This window comes from Pseudarthrobacter sp. NPDC055928 (assembly GCF_042270935.1).
Lineage (GTDB): Bacteria > Actinomycetota > Actinomycetes > Actinomycetales > Micrococcaceae > Arthrobacter.
The window spans coordinates 101,112-118,098 of sequence record NZ_JBHJZH010000014.1 but is presented as its reverse complement, the minus strand read 5'-3'; the positions used below and the strand labels follow the sequence as shown (position 1 = coordinate 118,098).

Here is a 16,987-nt window from a genome sequence, read left to right as displayed (position 1 = left end):
GTGACAACCGATCTATCGGCTTCCCCGTCAAAAGGGAGCACGACGACGGCGGGCCGGGGCAGCAGCCCCCGCCCGCCTTTCGGCGTCTCAGCAGTGTCCGTCATCGCGGTGCTGATCGCACTCTTTTCGCTTATTCCCCTGGGCTACGTCGTGTTCATGACCGCAGCCACCGGCTGGGACACCGCCGTCGAACTGATCTTCCGCCCCCGCGTGGGCGAGCTGCTCCTCAACACCGTCCTGCTGATGTTGGTGACAGTGCCCCTTTGCCTCGTCCTGGGAATCGGAGGGGCTTGGTTGGTGGAACGCACCAAACTGCACGGCCACAAACTCTGGGCTGTCCTGCTGGCCGCTCCCCTGGCCATCCCGGCTTTTGTGAACAGCTACGCGTGGGTATCCGCTGTTCCGTCCCTGGAGGGCCTGGGCTCCGGCGTCCTGATCGCCACACTGTCCTACTTCCCCTTGGTCTATATCCCCGCAGCAGCGACTCTAAGCCGGCTAGACCCGGCCATTGAACAGTCCGCCGCAGCTCTGGGGCTCGGGGCCTGGCGGGTGTTCTTCCGCGTGGTTCTCCCGCAGCTCCGGCTTGCCATCACCGGCGGCGCACTGTTGGTGGCCCTGCACCTGCTGGCCGAATATGGGGCCTTTGCCATGATCCGTTTTGATACGTTCACCACCGCGATCATGGTCCAGTTCCAATCCACGTTCAACGGCACCGCCGGCAACATGCTGGCCAGCGTGCTCGTGTTCTTCTGCCTGGTCTTGCTGCTCCTCGAAGCCCGCGGCCGCGGATCGGCCCGGTATGCGCGAATCGGTTCCGGAGCCCAAGGAAAGGCCCTGCGCCTGCCGCTGCACGGCTACCACGTTCCTGCCCAGCTCTTCCTCCTGACGCTCACCGCCCTGGCCTTTGGGCTGCCGCTGGTGTTAGTCCTGCGCTGGGTCTTCGCCGGTGGCCCCGTGATTTGGGTTGCAAACGAATTCGTGCCCGCCCTTCTGACGACCCTCGGCTACGGCCTGGCCGGGGCGGCGGTGACTACCGTGGTCGCCTTCCCCATGGCCTATCTGGCAGTGCGGCACCCAGGCTGGTTCAGCAAGGCCCTCGAGCTCTCCAACTACGTCACCAGCTCCCTCCCCGGCATCGTGGTGGGCCTGGCGTTCGTCACCGTCAGCATCAGGGTGGTTCCCGGCGTTTACCAGAGCAGTGCGGTCCTGGTTGCCGCCTACGTCCTGCTGTTCCTGCCGCGGGCGCTGGTGAACCTGCGTGCCGGCCTGGCCCAGGCCCCCAAGGAACTCGACGAAGCCGCGCGGGCACTGGGTAAACCTCCGCTCCTTGCCTTCATCAGGGTGACCCTCCGGCTCACTGCGCCCGCCGCTGCGGGCGGCGCCGCCTTGGTGTTCCTTGCCATCGCCAACGAGTTGACCGCAACGCTGCTGCTGTCCCCCAACGGCACACGGACGCTTGCCACGGAATTCTGGATCAAGAGCAGTGAAATCGACTACACAGGTGCGGCACCCTACGCCCTGCTGATGATCCTGCTCTCCGCCCCTATGACCTACCTCCTCTTCCACCAGTCCAAGAAAGTGGCCGGACAGTGACCGAACAATCCCCCTCGCGGCTCCCGGAGCCGCGGATTGCGGCGTCGGTGGCCCCCAGCACCAACAGCCATCTGCAGATCACCGACGTCACCAAGAATTTCTCATCCCAGGCGGTCCTCAAAGGCGTAAATCTGTCTGTCGCCAAGGGTGGGACTACCGCCATCGTTGGTCCCTCCGGGTCCGGCAAAACTACTCTGCTGCGGCTCATCGCCGGTTTCGAGCACCCCACCACCGGCAGCATCTCGCTGAACGGTACCAAGGTGGCGGGCGACGGCGTCTGGTTGCCGGCGCACAAGCGCCACGTGGGATATGTGGCGCAGGATGGTGCCCTCTTTCCCCACCTCACCGTGGGGCAGAACGTCGCCTTTGGCCTGGACGCTGGAAAGCTCGACGGCGGGCGGCGCGCCGTGGCGGGCCGGATCAGTGAACTGCTGGAGATGGTCTCCCTGGACCCGGCAATGGCCGGGCGGCGGCCGCATCAGCTTTCGGGCGGGCAGCAGCAGCGGGTCGCCCTGGCCCGCGCCCTGGCCCGCGAACCCGAACTCATGCTTTTGGACGAGCCGTTCTCGGCCCTTGACGCGGGCCTGCGCGTTGCCACCCGGCGTGCGGTAGCCAAAGTCCTCAACCAGGCTGGCGTCACCACCATCCTGGTCACCCATGACCAAGCCGAAGCACTCTCCTTCGCGGACCAGGTAGCCGTGATGCGCGGTGGCAAGCTGGCCCAGATCGGCAATCCTTTCGTCGTCTATACCCGTCCCGCAGACCGTGCCACAGCGGAATTCCTGGGCGACGCGGTCATCCTCGATGCCTGGCTGGAAGGCTCACTGGCCACCTGTTCGCTGGGCGGAATCCCGGTCCGCCGGCCGCCCGCCCAGGGCCGTGTGCAGCTGATGCTGCGGCCCGAACAGATCCGGATTGCCGAGGACGGCCCGATCCGTGGCGTGGTGGTGGATACCGACTACTTCGGCCCTGAGACGACCGTGCGCCTCAAGCTGGCAGTTCCCCCGGAGCTGGCGTCCGGCGCCGACCACCGCTACCCCGGTGGGGGCGAGGTCATCACCATCCGCCACTGGAATGCGTCCATCGCGCGGCCAGGCATGGAACTGTGCCTTCGGGTTGTGGGCGAGGCCGTCGCATTTCCGCTGGACGACTAGAAAATACGGCGTGGAAAGGGCCGCCGCGCGGTCACGCAGGTGTTCTTCACGGCGCAAGTTTATGAATGCACCCCCGGCGCGACCCATGGCAGAAAACCGCGGATATATGGACGATCACGTACGGTACCCGGTGTTGTTGTTTGGCCTTATGGCGCCATCGCTATGGTGGCGGTAGCTTTGGATTACTTTTCGTCGAAGCAGCGAGGTGCCGGAGGTACCACCGATGCAGGGCTTGTCCACGTCACTGGTTCTGATCGCCCTGCTGGCTATCGCAGCGCCCCTTGCGGCCCGCTTCCTTGACCGCGTGGTCAAGGTACCGATTGTGGTCTTCGAAATTGTCCTCGGAATCATGCTCGGCCCCAGCCTGCTGGGCTGGATCCATCCGGCGGAGTTTACGGATACGCTGGCCCAGTTCGGGCTCGCCATGCTGTTTTTTGTTGCAGGCAACGAGATCGATTTCGCCGTCATTAGCGGCCGGCCGGCTAACCGTGCAGCTGCTGGCTGGGTGATCTCGTTGGCGGCAGGCATTGGCGCAGGCCTCGTCCTGGCCCCGGCACCGGAGGCTGCCGTGATTGTCGGCGTCGCCCTGTGCTCCACTGCACTGGGCGCGCTGCTGCCCATCCTTCGCGACGCCGGCGAATCGAAGTCCGCGCTCGGCATCGCGGTAACCGCACTGGGTGCCGCCGGGGAGTTTGGTCCTCTCGTAGCGATCTCGCTGTTCTTCAGTGGCAGGGAGCTCGGTCCGGCAACAGGTGTACTTCTCGGGTTTGTCCTCCTGACTGGCTTGGCGATTTACCTCGCCTCGCGCGCACGGCACTCACTTCTCCACTCCCAGGTCACCATGACCCTGCACACCAGCGGCCAGTTCGCCGTACGGTCCATCATGTTCATCCTCACTGTGCTCGTTGTTCTCAGCATGGTTTTGGGACTGGACATGCTGCTGGGTGCGTTCGCCGCCGGAGTCCTCTGGAAGGTGGCCATCGCGCGGGCTCCCGAACTGGACCGGAAGGTCATCGAGACAAAAATCGACGCCATCGCGTTCGGTTTCCTGGTGCCGATCTTCTTTATCGACACCGGCATAGATTTCGACCTGCGTGCGCTCACCGCCAGCCCGGCCGCCCTAGCCCTGGTCCCGCTCTTCCTGATCCTCCTGCTCATCATCCGCGGTCTGCCGTCGTTGCTCGCTGCTCCCCCTCACTCCAGCGGTGCAGAGAAACGGGCCATCATGCTGTTTGGGGCAACGGGATTGCCGATTATCGTGGCGGTGACAGCCATTGGCCGGGACGAGGGGCTGATCTCGGGCGGAATCGCATCCGCCCTCGTTGGAGCAGGCATGCTCTCGGTACTTCTGTTTCCGCTCCTGGCACTCCGTCAGCATCAACGCGGATTATCGGCGAAGCCAACGCGGCACCAGGAAATCCCTTAGGAGAAGGACCAAGCGCCCGGCGGTGCACCAAAATGCGATTCGCAGGAATGCTTGCCTTTCCCTGCCCAAGAATTTCCCTGGAGCTAGGGAAAACCAAAGGAACTCTTGATCCAGCGGCGGCATGGTTAACCCATGAAGCGGAGATCAGCGCCCCGGGCCCTCGGCGGTCCTTCACGCACTGGCATAGAGGTAAACGCCTCGAGCGGAGTCAGCCCCACCACCGGGTTGGCGGCCTCATCCGCAATTCCGCAGAAGTGGACTTCGAGCAACTTCGTTCAAGACGGAGAACTCTGGCCCGACTGCCGGGACTGAGACCTGATCCGCTTACGAGGCACCTGGTTATGACTGGACCCGCTGCACGAGCGTCGCGACGCGACCTACACTGACTGGATGAAGGTCACGGACAGCGAAGTGCCCGTGCACTACGCCGAATACGGAAGCGGCACACCGGTTCTCGCCCTGCACGGGGCTGGTGTGGATCATCGCGAGATCGCCGCCGCCGTTGAACCGATGTTCTCCGGCCTCTCTGGCTTTCGCCGCCTCTACCCGGACCTGCCAGGGATGGGCCGCACTCCGGCGCCGGAAACTGTCAACAGCAATGATGACGTCGTGGATGTGCTGTTCGGACTGATCGACGACACCATCGGCGATAAACCATTTCTTGTCATAGGCCACTCCTACGGCGGGTACCTGGCCCGTGCGATTGCCGGCCGCAGACCCGGGCAGGCCATAGGGCTGGCGCTGATCTGCCCAGTTGGCGCACACACGGGCAAGGTGCCCGGACACCAGGTCCTTGTTTCGTCGGCCGCGCCGGCCGGCGCGTTGGACCCGGATGTTGAGGCTTCCTACAGCGATTACTTTGTGGTGCAGACCGCGGACACCCTGCGCCGGTTCCAGGCGGATGTGGCTCCCGCCGCCGCTCTCGTTGACGAGCGAGCCCTGACGCGCATCTTTTCGCACTGGGAGCTGCGGTCCGTTTCAGAAGCAGCGAAAGTCTATCCACATCCGGTGCTCGTCCTTGCCGGTCGTCAGGATGCCACGGCCGGGTACGCAGACACTTGGGAATTGATAGAAGGTTATCCTCGTGCCACCTATGCGGTGCTGGATCGAGCCGGCCATGCTCTGATGCACGAGCAACCCATTCTGGTCCAAACACTCCTTGCCGAATGGCTGGCGCGTGTGCGTGAGCACTCAACAGTAATGGAGTAACCCACCAACCCCACACGAGAATCGCCCGTCAGCGGGCGACGCTTTCGCCGGTGAGGGCACTCCGAACCGATGTCCATGATTTGAGGACTTCCAGAACGGCCGGGTCCCGCTCGGCCAGGATGGCCTGGCCGTAGGAGTCCGCCAGGAGTACGTCCACGGACACCCGCGATCCCGCTGCGGCGCTGCGGATCGCAGCTTCCACCATGGCAAGGCTCATGATGTTCTGGTGGACCCTTCCCATCGGCACGCTTCCCGTGCGGACCGCGTCCACGAAGTCCCGCAAGGACCCGGCGATTTCCAGGCCCGGGTCTTCGCTGGTGCCGCCATCAGAGGCAAGCGAAGATACAGGGTGGTTGTCCCCGTCCCACAAAACTGTTCCGCGCTCACCACTGATACGCCACGAAGCATTCCACGAGGTTTCCTGGCCTGGACTGCACCAACTCCCGGTGAACACGAAGCGTTCGCCCCCAGTCATTTCGAAGATGGCCGTGGAGCCTGCATCTCCCCGGTACCAGCTCCAGGAGGGGTTGTATTCCTCGCAGAAGACGGAGACCGGATCGGCGTCGAGCAGGAACCGGGCCATGTCGAACTGGTGGATGGCCATGTCCAGCAGCAGGGGGTGGTCCATGGCATCGCGGAAACCGCCAAAGTGTGGCGCCTTGAAGAACTCAGCTGACACAATGCCAACGGAACCCAAAGATGCGGACAGCCGCTTCGCCTCGAACAATTGCCGGTTGTAGCGGCGGGACTGGCTGACCATGAACAGTTGGCCGTGGAGTTCAGCAGCGGCCGCCAGCGAGAGTCCCTGGGCCACTGTGGATGCAACCGGCTTTTCGCCAAGGACCGGCAGCCCAGCGGCAAGTGCTTCCGTGGTGACCGGATGATGAGCGGCAGGGATGGTGACATTGATGACTGCCTGGGCTCCGACGTCGGACGCCAATGCCGTTGTACTGGCACCTACCGGGAGATCGGGATGCCCCAGCGCGGCTGCAGCCGTGCGGGCGGCGTCCAGGTCCAGGTCGACGATGCCCGCAAGCTCCACCAGTGGAGATTCCTCAACAGTGCGAAGCCAGGCGCGTCCCATGCCCCCGGCTCCGACCACAACGACGCGAAGGGGCGTGCCGTCATCGGGGATGATGGCGAAGGGGGCGTTCATGCGTTGGCTCCCTGGTAGCTCTTGCCGTTGAAGAAATCGCCGGTTTCATAGCGAAGCAGTTCGGGGACGGCCCGTTCGGTCCGGTCGGTGACTGCCCATTCCACCGCGTTGGCGATGACCCGGCGGATATCTTTGTGGTGGTACACGGGGTAGTCCTGGTCGCCGGGGCTGAAGAAGAAGATCTTGCCGTGTCCGCGGCGGAACGTGCAGCCGGAACGGAAGACTTCGCCGCCGCTGAATGAACTGATGAACACGAGTTCCTCGGGTGTGGGGATGTCGAAGAACTCGCCGTACATCTCCTGCTCGGGAATCTCGATGGGGTGCGGCACCCCTTTGGCGATGGGGTGGGTCGGGTCCACGGTCCAGACGAGTTCGCGGTCCTGCTCAGACCGCCAGCGAAGGGTGCAGGAAGTGCCCATGAGCTTGGTGAAGATCTTGGACCAGTGTCCGGAGTGCAGCACGAGCAGGCCCATGCCGGCGAGGACGTGGCGGTGCACGCGCTCAACAATCGCGTCGTCGACGTCCGCATGGGACATGTGCCCCCACCAGGTCAGGACATCGGTGTTGGCGAGGACTTCCTCCGTGAGGCCATGTTCCGGCTCGTCCAGGGTGGCGGTACGGACCACGACGGCGGAACCCAGGTTCTCCTCGATGCCCGCCTTGACGGCGCCGTGCATTCCCTCCGGATACAGGCGTGCCACCAGTTCGTCCCGCTTCTCGTGCCGGTTCTCGCTCCACACAGTGACATGGATGGGCTTGCTGTCAGTCATGATTTCTCCTTTTTAGGTGCTGAAGGCGGTCTATTTGACCGCGCCGCCGGTGGTGCCGGCAGCGATGTATTTCTGGGCTGCGACCAGCAGGACGATGGCCGGGATGGAGGCAAGTACTGCCGTCGCCATCACTGAACTCCAGTCGTTTACATAGGCCCCGATGTACTGGAAGATTCCCAGCGTCACGGGCCGGACGGCTTCGGTGGTAGTCAGGGTGAGGGCGAAGAGGAAGTCGCTCCACGCAAACAGGAAGGTGAACAGGCCCGCGGTGATCAGGGAGTTCCGGCTTAAGGGCAGCACGATCGACCAGAACGCCCGGAGGTGGCCAGCGCCGTCCACCCGCGCGGCCTCGATGACAGAGGCCGGCATGCCATTCATGAACGCCCGGATGATCAGGATGGCAAACGGGATTCCATGCGCGGAGTCCGCAAGGATCAGGCCAGGAATGGAGTTGAGCAGGCCAAGATCGTTGTAGGCGGTGTACAGGGCGTTAGCCACCACGATGCCCGGGATCATCTGGCTGATGAGGATGGCGAACAGGACCACGCCTGCGCCGCGGACCTTGAAGTACGCCAAAGCGTAGGCTGCGGGGGCTGCGATGGCCAGGCTCAAGACCACACTTCCGAGTGAAATGACCAGGCTGGTGCCCAGGTTGCCGGCCTGTTCGTTGATCGCGGTCGCGTAGCCGGTGAAATCCGGCTTAAGCGGCAGCCACGAGGTTTCCAAGGTAATGCCGTTGGGCTGCAGGGAGGCGTTGACCATCCAGTAGACCGGGAACAGCATGACGGCCAGGAAGAAGATGGCCAGTGCCGTGTAACCCCAGTTCTTGCTGGTGGTTCGTGGGACCGCTGACGTTCGGCGGACGGGGGCCCGTAGTTGGGTTGTCATCGTTTCCTCACTCATCCACGGCGCGTCGGCTGGCCCGCAGGTAGAGGACCGCGAACACGAGGGAAATGATCACCAGCACGTTGCCCAGGGCCGCGCCTTCGCCGAACTTAAACTCGTGGAAGGAGAGGGCATAGGACTGGGTGGCGATGGTTTGGGTTGAATTTGCCGGGCCGCCGTTGGTCAGGCCCAGGATGATGTCCAGCACCTTGAGCGTGTAAACCACGCCGAGCACCAGTACTACGCTCACCACCGGCCTCAGCATGGGCCAGGTGATGTGCCGGAAGGCCCTCCAGCCGGTGGCACCGTCCAGGGACCCAGCCTCATAGAGCTCATCCGGTATTTCCTGGAGACCGCCGTAGAGAATGGTCAGGTTGAAGGGAATACCGATCCAGATATTCACGCCCACTACGGCCAGCAACGCAAGCGAGGTGCTGGTCAGCCACGGGATGCCGGTGTCGATCAGGCCGAGGTCGCCAAGGAAGCGGTTAAGGGCACCGCTGTCCTTGTCCAGGATCCAGCGCCACACGGCACTCGACACGATCAGCGGCAGGAGCCAGGGCAGCAGTAGCAATGACCGGAGGATTCCGTTGAGCGGGAACTTGCGCTGGAAAAAGATCGCCAGCGCCAGTCCGATCACGAACTGCCCCAGGATGGACCCCAGCGTAAACAGCGCGGTGTTCAGCAGCGAGGTTGAAAACAACGACGACGACAACACCGTTGCATAGTTGGCCAACCCCACCCAGGGGGCTTCGCCGGTAAAGAACGTCGCCGTGGTGTAGTCCTGGAAGCTCATGACGACGTTCTTGACCACGGGGTAGCCAAAGAACAGGGCCATGTAGACCACAGCGGGAACGAGGAAGAGCCACTGGAAGATATGTTCACGGCGTTGGCGGGTACGCCGACGCGGGACTTGAGTTTGTGCCCCTGAACCGGTGCGGCCGTGCTTCCGTGAAGCCAATCCCGTGGCCGGCCCGGCTGCAGTGTGCGAAACGTCGGTTGTCAATGACATGGCGGCCTTCTTACTGGCCTTGGGCTTGCTTGAGGGCGTCGGCCGGCGAGGCGTTGCCCGTCAGTGCGGTCTGGATGGCGGTGTAGATCTTTGTGGCTTGGGCGGGCCATTCCTCACCGAGCTGGCCGGTCCGTGCCCGGGCGGTTTTGATCAGTTCGGTGAAGGTAGCGAGCTTGGGATTCTCGGAGGCGAAGGTTTCCGCAAGCGTGGTCTTGGAAGGAATGGTGTTGCGGACCTTGGCCATCGCCAGCTGGTTTTCGTCATTGTTCAGGCAAGCCACCACTTCGGCTGCCTTCGTCTGACGGGCTTTGTTGCCAGTCTGCGGGACTGTCCAGACCTCTCCGCCGAGCGGAGCGACGGAGGTCTGCCCGGCTTCGCGGACCGGGATCTTCACGACGCCATACTGAAGGCTCGGCTGCTTGTCCAGGGACGGAATCTGCCACGGGCCGTTGACCATCATCGCTGCCTTGCCGGCAAGGAACTGATCCTTCACATCAGCCTGGGTCCAGTTGAGGGCAGAAGACGAAACCGACCCGCTCTTGACCAATTCCGTCCACAGCTGCAGGGCCTCTTCGGTCTCTTTGGTGTCAATCTTCTTTTCGTCACCTCCGTTCGACCACATGACGGGGAGGAACTGCCACGTTCCCTCATAGGTGGGGTTGGCGTTGAACGCCAGCCCGTACTGATCCCCGCTCGTGAGCTTCGCGGCTGCTGCCTTCAGCTCATCCCACGTGGTGGGCGGGGTGACGCCAGCCTTGGCCAGGATGTCCTTGTTGTAGAACAGGGCGATGGTGTTCACTGTGGGCGCCAGGCCGTAGACCTTGTCCTTGTAGGTGCCTGCGCTGAGGACACCTTCAGCGAAGTTCTCGGTGTTGATCTTGAAATCAGCCAAGGGAGCCAACGCGCCCGTGGCGGCAATTTGCTGAAGGTCGGGGTTGTCCAGCATGAGTACATCGGGAAGCGTCTTGGAAGAGGACTGCTGGAGCACCTTGGAGATCAGCGACTTGCCCGGAACCGTCTCGCGCTTGATCGTCACGCCCGCTTTCGTCCCGCAGGCGGTGAGCGCATCGCCGATGAAGGACTTGTCCGGCTCATTGTTGTAATAGTCCACCACTGAGATCTCCTTGACGGGATCAGTGGAGGAAGCCGTATTACCCGCTGCGCCGCAGCCTGAGATAAGCAGTGGAAGGCCTGCCAGGGCGGCCATGGCCAAGGAGAGCGGACGCGCGGTCCTGTGTGCTGACTTCATTGTCTGTTCCTTTGTGTGGGGATCGGTTCGTCGATGCGTATCGACGATGCTGATCGATGAATGGACATGAACTTCGAACTGGGTGGGGCGATGGGAAGATAATTCAGCTGCCGGGGGGTGTGCGGAGCGTACTGGAACGGTGCGTAATGACCGTGGGTACCAATTGCAGGGATTCGGTTGGTCCCTGCACATTGGCTTCGAGGAGTTCGCAAATGAGCTTTACTGCCCGGCGCGAGACCTCGGCCGGACGGAGGTCAATGGTGGAGAGAGGAATGGGCTGGAGTTCAGCAAGCGTGGGAGTGGCGCTGCCGATGACCGAGACGTCTTTGCCGGGAGTTAGCCCGCGGTTCGACAGTGCCCGTCGCAGTACGTCCTGAACCGTGCCATCAGGAGCAATAAACGCGGGCACGCCCGTGGTTTCGGCCAGGGCCTTGTCCACGGATTCGGCAAGGACATCGCGGTCGGTGCCGCCTGGCAGGTGCAGTACCTTGACACCCAGGCTCTCCCCCGCCTTGTCGGTGCCGGACATGAAGCGTTCCACGTAATTCACGTGCCGGTCTACCACTTCCCGCTGCCAGTCAAGGACGGAGATCACCGTGTGGCCCGCTGCGGCAAGGTCCCGAACGCACTGTTCGCCGGCCATTTCAAAGTCGGCGTCGATGCAGACCAAACCGGAAGGGTCATGCGGGATGCCAATCAGGACCACAGGTACGTGGAGGCTTCGGACCACGGGCAGCCGCTCGTCGTCGCCCTCTACCTGCATGAGAATCAAGCCATCACAGATCTGCTGGCCCACCACGCGCTGCAGGCCTGGTGCACCTTCGTCCTCCGTGACCAGCAGGATGTCGTGATCGTAGAGGCGTGCGGTATTGGCGATCACGGAGACGAACTCCATGATCGAGGCCATGTGCAACTCAGGTATGAAAGGAATGACCAGGCCAATGACACGGGTCCTGCGGCTGGCCAGCGCGCGGGCTCCGGCGTTCGGCTGGTAGGTCAGCTGCTGAATGGCATCCTCCACCTTTTTCCGGGTCTTCTCGGAGATGGGCCGTTTGCCACTAAGAACGTAGGAGACCGTGCTTTGCGCAACGCCGGCGGCCTGGGCAACGTCCTTGCTTGTGGGCATGGCCTGGCCTTCCTGTGCTCTCTGCTGAACGGTTCCTGACGCATCGATACGCTTCGTCGATGCGCATCGACCAGTAGTATGGCATGGGTCACGTTGCTGCGCAAGGGTGGCCGGCGAGCCCTGAATTTAATTCATGACTAAATTTAGTCGGCCAGTATTGTGGGACGTACCCGGAAGAGAGGTCCACACCAATGTCGTCCGTGATCTCCGCACCGGAGCCACAATTGCTGCGCAGGGTAAGCAACAGCGCTGTCCTCGACTTCATGAGGGCTTCTCGCGCAGTGACAGTCACCGAGATCATGAAGGCAACCGGGCTCGCACGCGCCACTGCCATATCGGTGTGCGAGGAACTCGTGGAACGTGGCTGGATCAGGGAGCTTGAGAACCAGCGGGCTTTTGGCGAATACCGGAAGGGTCGGCCCGCCCGCCGATTCGAGCTCAATGAAAGTGCCGGTTTCGTCCTGGGCGTGGACGTAGGAATCGCCAAGGTCACGGCGGTGGTGTCAAATCTCCGAGGGCAGACAGTCGGACGATCCAGCCAGCCATTCCCTGGTGTCCGGATCACTGCTGAGGACCGCATTCCCGGGACCCAGATTACTGCCGGAGAACGCCTTGCCATCATCGATCAGACGGCCATGACGGCCCTTCAGGATGCAGGTGCCTTAGCCGACATGGTGCTCGCCGTGACCATTGGCATAGCAGCACCCGTTGACCGGAACGGGGACGTGTTGGCCACCCAACACTTCTGGGAACTGTTCGACCTGGACATCAAAACTGCTTTCAAAGACCTCCGCGGCTGGACCGTGCTGCTGGAAAACGACGCAAACCTTGCGGCCTTGGGCGAACGCTGGCACGGCGAAGCTGCCGGAGTCGACGACGTCGTTGTGATCCTCTCCAGCGAACGCTTCGGTTCGGGAGTGATCGATGGCGGGAGGCTCCTTCATGGCAGCCATGGCGGCGCCGGGGAACTGGCATTCCTCAAGTACGTCGAAGGTGTGGGCAATACCTTTGGCATCGCCCTCATGGCCCGGACCTGGGCCTCTGAAACCCTCGCCGGCAAAACCAGGTCATCCCTGCGAAAGCACCCACGTGAGGAAATCAGTGCCGAACATGTATTCGCCGCGGCCGCAGAAGGAGACGCCCTGGCACTAAGGATTTTGGACCGCCTCGCCGACAGGATGGCCAGAGTCATCGGAGCCGTGGCCACAATCTTCAACCCCGAACTCGTGGTCATTGGCGGCGCTGTGGCAAAGTCCGCCGGAGTACTGCTTGGACCCATCGCGGAACGGCTGGGCGAATTTACAGCGACTCCGCCCCGGATCGCGGTTTCCCCCTTGGGTGAGTCAATTGTTGCTGTCGGAGCCATCAGGAGCGCCCTGGACTATGTCGAGAAAAACAGCCTGGACCTTAACCTCCGCGTGCCGAGCGCGGCTGAATGAGCGAATCATGCCTTAGCGGTGGAGGCCAGTCCGAGCACAGGGTGTAGGTGTTGACTCTCAATGGCAACGCGGGACTGGGCCGCTGCTGCCTTGAGGGCATCCCCCACTGACGCACCGTGAAGGGTCGCAGCCACGAAGCCGGCCATGAACGCATCGCCGGCGCCGTTCGTATCCACCACATCAGCGGGAACTGCGGCAACCTCATGCTTCGTCCCATCCGCTTCCAGCGCCAAGGCACCTCCTGCCCCGCGGGTGCATACAGCCAGGTAGGTTCCTGCTCAAGGCAGGAGCTCATGAGCTCCCAAGGATCGCCGGTTCGGTCGTCATTCATGAACACGTCGTCGGCGGCACGCAGGAACGGCTCATGGAACGACGACGATCCGCTGTAGTCGTGGAGGTCCACCCACAGTGGGGTCTGCCGGACCTCATCGCGTTCCAGCAGGAGTACGCCGAGCTCGCTCAGGTCAATCACGGCCAGATCGGCGGCCGCCACCAGGGCGCCGGCAGCTTCGAGGTCGACTTCGGCAGGTGTGGAAGGGACCGAAACGTAAATGGAGACCCGGCCGCCGCTGTCAGTCATCAGGTTGACGTGGCGCTCGGTCCGTTCCGACGCGATTGCTTCGAAGGTGACACCGGCCTTCGTCAGCGCGCCGCGGACCAGGCCGCCGTCGTCGTCCGCCCCAAGAGGCGAGCACAAGCGCACACTGATGCCTAGATCCGCAAGGTGCAGAGCCTTGCCCGCCGAGGTACCCCCAAGCGTCTGCCAGGAGCGCCGCGCGAACTGCATGTGCGGGACGGGCTCCGGAAGGTGATCAAGGAGGATGAGCTGGTTCCACCAAGCAGGCCCGCACACGACGACCGTGGGGGAAATGGACATCCCCTACTCCTGCCTGGCGGCAAAAATCATGCTCCCTGCGGTTGTTCCGCCCGGCACTGTCGGAATGTACTTCAGCAGGCGAAGCGTTGGGGGGGCGCAGTGACAGCTGGCCAAAATCCGGAACCCACAAGTTTCCATCAAAAATCCGAATCCACACACTCACTTTTCGCCCGTCGGGGTTATCCTCAAAGAGCGTATCCAGTTGCGGGGGCATCCGGGCGGGGGGCTAGGCGCACCCGCGGTGTGACTGCCGCGGGCCAGTTTCATATTGTGCATCCACACCGGGGAAACCCGGCGGATTTCAAAGGAAACGAGCATGGGCCGTCGACACGCAGCAACTGACCCCACCTACCCACGCTGGATCTGGTACGTCGCGGCCGCTGTCGTGGCAATTCTCATTGTTGGCGGTGCCTTTGTGCTGCGAACCCTTATTTACCCGGACCGTTCAGGTGTGGGTTCCGCGGGAAATGGCAACACGCCTTCAGCTGAACCCCTGAAACAGGACAGTCCTGCCGCCGTGGCCGGGACCTCCCCCTGCATTACCTTGAACATCCTCACGTCGCTGGAGAACGCAGAGATGGTCCGGGCCCTGGCAGCCGGGTACACGGCAAAACCCCGCAGCGTTGACGGCAAGTGCGTGACACCGGCCGTGACCCAGGAAAAATCCGGGACCGCTGCCGGCAAGGTTGCGGCGCAGCTCCCCGGCGTTCCCGCAGGCGACAGGCCCGTGATCTGGCTGCCTGACTCCTCCGCGTGGCTACGGATCGCTGGGGACGGCGCCGGTGGAGGTCCTGTCCCGCAGGAGGGAACCAGCCTGGCCCGGAGTGCCATCGTAGTGGCCATGCCCGAGACAATGGCTAAGGCCCTCGGCTGGGACAGCAAACCGCCGTCGTGGTCTGAAGTGTTCAGGATGGCCGAGGACCGTGACGTCTGGGAGCGCCTCGGCCACGGCGACTGGGGAAAGTTCAAGTTTGGCAAAGCCAGTCCGCTCGTCTCGACGTCGGGACTGATGGCCCTGGCTGCCTCCTACGGCGCCGCCGGCGGCAGCCCGGGTGGCTTGGACGACATGGACCTGGACGCTCCCTCCCTGGTGGGAAAAGTGCGCGCCGTCGAACTGGGCACCAGCCACTATATGGCCACCCCCGAGCACTTCCTGTGGCACGCCAGGGAGGCTGACGACGCCGGGAACGTCTCGGAATTCCTCTCGGCCGTGATCGTCGATGAAAAATCTGTCTGGGACTACAACAGGGGCGTGGTCAGTGAGGATGGAATTACGAAGCATCCCGGCCCCGCGCCCAAGGAGCCTCTCACTGCCATCTACCCCCAGGACGGCGTGCACGTGGCGGACAACCCCGCAGTAATCCTTGACGGAGACTGGGTGGGGAGCCAGCAGCGCCTGGCTGCCCAGGATTTCATCGCGTTCGCCGTGACGGAACAGGGTCAAAACGTTGTCATGGCATCCGGGTACCGGACCATCCAGGGCAAACTGGATACCGGCGTGGCGGACACCGGCCGGTACGCGCAGACGCTCCAGCCGCTGCCACTGCCCAAGAGGGAAGCGCTTGTAGCCATGCAGGACAGCTTCCCCGATGTCCGCAAGCGGGCCAGGGCCCTGTTCCTGCTGGACGTCTCGGAGTCCATGGTGCAGGAGCCCGGCGTGACCAAGCTGCAACGGGCTAAGGATGCCGTCCAGAAGGCACTGGGTCATTTCACGGGTGAGGATGAGATTGGACTGGCTGCCTTCTCCCACGTGGGCGACGGTCCCCTGCAGCCAGGCATCGTCAGCCCGGTAGCCCCGTTCAAGACCAACAAAGATGACCTCCTCAACAAGCTCAACGCGCTCCAGGCCGTGGACGCCACGCCTCTTTTCGAAGCGGTGAGCCGCTTCTCGGGCGATCAGGCAAAGGACTATAAGGACACCTTCATCAACACCATCGTGCTTTTGAGTGACGGCAAAAACGACACCACCCACCCCGGAGACCTAAAAGGGATTTCCCAGCAGCTGAGCCATCAGAACCACTCGACGCCGGTGCTCGTCTTTACGCTCGCTTACGGGCCCGACGCCGATGTCCCTACTCTGCTGGAAATCGCCAGGGCCAGTGGGGCGCACTACTACGACGCCACCGATCCGAATAGGCTCGAAGAGGTGCTGGGCGAACTGGTGACCAGTTTCTAGGTGTGATGCGAAATGCGATTCCACCGCTAAGCGGAACAGCGAGCACCAGGAGATAGCAAGAAGGGACCAACCATGCTGATCTGCGCAACCTGCGCCGTGGAACGCGACGAACCTGCCCCGGAGCTCTGCCCGATCTGCACCGATGAACGGCAGTATGTGCCCGAGGACGGACAAAAGTGGCTCACACTGGCTGGGCTGGCGCAGGAGGGGCAGCAGACAATGCTGAAAGAGAACGAGCCGGGTCTTAGCGGAATCATGACGAAGCCGAAAGTCGGAATCGGCCAGACCGCCCAACTCGTTACGACACACGAGGGTTCACTGCTATGGGATCCGATCGGGTATGTCGATGACAGGACTCTGAAGGCCGTACTCGAACGAGGCCCTGTCCTGGCTGTCGCCGCCAGCCATCCCCACATGTTTGGTGTACAGGTCGAATGGTCGCATCGGCTCGGGGGCGTCCCGGTGCTTGTGGCAGATGCAGACCGACGATGGCTGGGGCGCCATGACCCTGTTATCAAGTACTGGTCCGGCACCCAATCCATCGCCGAGGGCTTGACGCTACACCAGACCGGGGGGCACTTCCCCGGCAGCGCGGTGGTGCACTGGGCTGCAGGAGCGGGCGGCAGGGGGGTCTTGTTGACCGGCGACAGCGTGTATCCGAATCCCGATCGAATCTCCATCTCCTTCATGCGCAGCTACCCGAATCATCTGCCGCTTTCCGGTGCCGTGGCGTTGCGGATAGCCGGGCAGTTGGGAGAGCTCAGATTCGACCGGATCTACGGCAACTTCAACAATGTCATCGCGTCAGGAGCCAAAGCCATCCTGCACGAGTCCGCGCAGCGGCATGCTGCCTGGGCGCGAGGTGACTTCGACCATTTGACCTGAACGTCAGCTCGTGGAAGGGGCCGCGGAGCA

15 protein-coding genes are annotated in these 16,987 nt (G+C 62.9%); 8 read left to right on the top strand and 7 right to left on the bottom strand.

The window, feature by feature from the left end; translation table 11 throughout:
* From ACFC25_RS17080 to ACFC25_RS17065, 4 genes are all read left to right on the top strand, one after another.
* A complete protein-coding gene (locus ACFC25_RS17080) occupies window positions 1-1,593 on the top strand; it encodes an ABC transporter permease (protein ID WP_376047281.1) in 1,593 nt (530 codons plus the stop codon).
* On the top strand, window positions 1,590-2,747 hold the full coding sequence (locus ACFC25_RS17075) for an ABC transporter ATP-binding protein (RefSeq protein WP_376047278.1): 1,158 nt from the start codon (window positions 1,590-1,592) through the stop codon (window positions 2,745-2,747). Before ACFC25_RS17080 ends, ACFC25_RS17075 begins: the two co-directional genes overlap by 4 nt.
* Before the next feature lie 223 nt (window positions 2,748-2,970).
* The gene (locus tag ACFC25_RS17070) at window positions 2,971-4,173 is read left to right on the top strand and encodes a cation:proton antiporter (RefSeq protein ID WP_337351292.1); all 1,203 of its coding nucleotides are present in this window, start codon (window positions 2,971-2,973) and stop codon (window positions 4,171-4,173) included.
* A 390-nt stretch (window positions 4,174-4,563) separates the two neighbouring features.
* Window positions 4,564-5,382 (top strand): alpha/beta fold hydrolase, encoded by an 819-nt coding sequence (locus ACFC25_RS17065; protein ID WP_376047275.1) that lies wholly within the window; start codon window positions 4,564-4,566, stop codon window positions 5,380-5,382.
* 28 nt (window positions 5,383-5,410) lie between these two features.
* Here ACFC25_RS17065 and ACFC25_RS17060 read toward each other — a convergent pair whose 3' ends face one another.
* The 6 genes from ACFC25_RS17060 to ACFC25_RS17035 form a co-directional block, all read right to left on the bottom strand.
* Window positions 5,411-6,538: a Gfo/Idh/MocA family protein gene (locus tag ACFC25_RS17060; RefSeq protein ID WP_376047272.1), complete on the bottom strand. Its 1,128-nt coding sequence runs from the start codon at window positions 6,536-6,538 to the stop codon at window positions 5,411-5,413.
* Entirely contained in the window at window positions 6,535-7,308 is a 774-nt protein-coding gene (locus ACFC25_RS17055) for a ThuA domain-containing protein (protein WP_376047269.1), read from the bottom strand. Before ACFC25_RS17055 ends, ACFC25_RS17060 begins: the two co-directional genes overlap by 4 nt.
* Before the next feature lie 30 nt (window positions 7,309-7,338).
* Window positions 7,339-8,196 (bottom strand): carbohydrate ABC transporter permease, encoded by an 858-nt coding sequence (locus tag ACFC25_RS17050; protein ID WP_376047266.1) that lies wholly within the window; start codon window positions 8,194-8,196, stop codon window positions 7,339-7,341.
* A 7-nt stretch (window positions 8,197-8,203) separates the two neighbouring features.
* Window positions 8,204-9,205 carry a carbohydrate ABC transporter permease gene (locus ACFC25_RS17045; RefSeq protein ID WP_376047264.1) on the bottom strand — a complete coding sequence of 334 codons (1,002 nt, stop codon included), beginning with the start codon at window positions 9,203-9,205 and terminating at the stop codon, window positions 8,204-8,206.
* A 10-nt stretch (window positions 9,206-9,215) separates the two neighbouring features.
* Complete coding sequence (locus ACFC25_RS17040; RefSeq protein WP_337347190.1) at window positions 9,216-10,454, bottom strand: extracellular solute-binding protein; 1,239 nt, start codon at window positions 10,452-10,454, stop codon at window positions 9,216-9,218.
* 103 nt (window positions 10,455-10,557) lie between these two features.
* Complete coding sequence (locus tag ACFC25_RS17035; RefSeq protein ID WP_337347189.1) at window positions 10,558-11,580, bottom strand: LacI family DNA-binding transcriptional regulator; 1,023 nt, start codon at window positions 11,578-11,580, stop codon at window positions 10,558-10,560.
* Window positions 11,581-11,771: 191 nt separating this feature from the next.
* On the opposite strand from ACFC25_RS17035, the gene ACFC25_RS17030 reads away from it, so the two are divergent.
* Window positions 11,772-13,019 (top strand): ROK family protein, encoded by a 1,248-nt coding sequence (locus ACFC25_RS17030; protein ID WP_376047261.1) that lies wholly within the window; start codon window positions 11,772-11,774, stop codon window positions 13,017-13,019.
* A 5-nt stretch (window positions 13,020-13,024) separates the two neighbouring features.
* On the opposite strand, the gene ACFC25_RS17025 is transcribed toward ACFC25_RS17030, so the two are convergent.
* Window positions 13,025-13,252 carry a PfkB family carbohydrate kinase gene (locus ACFC25_RS17025; protein ID WP_376047258.1) on the bottom strand — a complete coding sequence of 76 codons (228 nt, stop codon included), beginning with the start codon at window positions 13,250-13,252 and terminating at the stop codon, window positions 13,025-13,027.
* 131 nt (window positions 13,253-13,383) lie between these two features.
* Here ACFC25_RS17025 and ACFC25_RS17020 point away from each other — a divergent pair, with 131 nt between their 5' ends.
* From ACFC25_RS17020 to ACFC25_RS17010, 3 genes are all read left to right on the top strand, one after another.
* Window positions 13,384-13,734, top strand: a complete 351-nt coding sequence (locus ACFC25_RS17020; RefSeq protein ID WP_376047256.1) for a hypothetical protein — start codon at window positions 13,384-13,386, stop codon at window positions 13,732-13,734.
* 478 nt (window positions 13,735-14,212) lie between these two features.
* The gene (locus tag ACFC25_RS17015; RefSeq protein WP_376047253.1) at window positions 14,213-16,072 is read left to right on the top strand and encodes a VWA domain-containing protein; all 1,860 of its coding nucleotides are present in this window, start codon (window positions 14,213-14,215) and stop codon (window positions 16,070-16,072) included.
* A 72-nt stretch (window positions 16,073-16,144) separates the two neighbouring features.
* Entirely contained in the window at window positions 16,145-16,957 is an 813-nt protein-coding gene (locus tag ACFC25_RS17010) for a hydrolase (protein ID WP_376047251.1), read from the top strand.
* The last annotated feature ends 30 nt before the right edge of the window (window positions 16,958-16,987 follow it).

What these genes read in the sequence shown, in the direction of transcription:
- ACFC25_RS17070 (WP_337351292.1), top strand. Translation starts at nt 2,971, where the DNA reads ATGCAGGGCTTGTCCACGTCACTGGTTCTGATCGCCCTGCTGGCTATC.
- ACFC25_RS17065 (WP_376047275.1), top strand. Translation starts at nt 4,564, where the DNA reads ATGAAGGTCACGGACAGCGAAGTGCCCGTGCACTACGCCGAATACGGA.
- ACFC25_RS17060 (WP_376047272.1), bottom strand. Translation starts at nt 6,538, where the DNA reads ATGAACGCCCCCTTCGCCATCATCCCCGATGACGGCACGCCCCTTCGC.
- ACFC25_RS17055 (WP_376047269.1), bottom strand. Translation starts at nt 7,308, where the DNA reads ATGACTGACAGCAAGCCCATCCATGTCACTGTGTGGAGCGAGAACCGG.
- ACFC25_RS17050 (WP_376047266.1), bottom strand. Translation starts at nt 8,196, where the DNA reads ATGACAACCCAACTACGGGCCCCCGTCCGCCGAACGTCAGCGGTCCCA.
- ACFC25_RS17045 (WP_376047264.1), bottom strand. Translation starts at nt 9,205, where the DNA reads ATGTCATTGACAACCGACGTTTCGCACACTGCAGCCGGGCCGGCCACG.
- ACFC25_RS17040 (WP_337347190.1), bottom strand. Translation starts at nt 10,454, where the DNA reads ATGAAGTCAGCACACAGGACCGCGCGTCCGCTCTCCTTGGCCATGGCC.
- ACFC25_RS17035 (WP_337347189.1), bottom strand. Translation starts at nt 11,580, where the DNA reads ATGCCCACAAGCAAGGACGTTGCCCAGGCCGCCGGCGTTGCGCAAAGC.
- ACFC25_RS17030 (WP_376047261.1), top strand. Translation starts at nt 11,772, where the DNA reads ATGTCGTCCGTGATCTCCGCACCGGAGCCACAATTGCTGCGCAGGGTA.
- ACFC25_RS17020 (WP_376047256.1), top strand. Translation starts at nt 13,384, where the DNA reads ATGGAACGACGACGATCCGCTGTAGTCGTGGAGGTCCACCCACAGTGG.
- ACFC25_RS17015 (WP_376047253.1), top strand. Translation starts at nt 14,213, where the DNA reads ATGGGCCGTCGACACGCAGCAACTGACCCCACCTACCCACGCTGGATC.
- ACFC25_RS17010 (WP_376047251.1), top strand. Translation starts at nt 16,145, where the DNA reads ATGCTGATCTGCGCAACCTGCGCCGTGGAACGCGACGAACCTGCCCCG.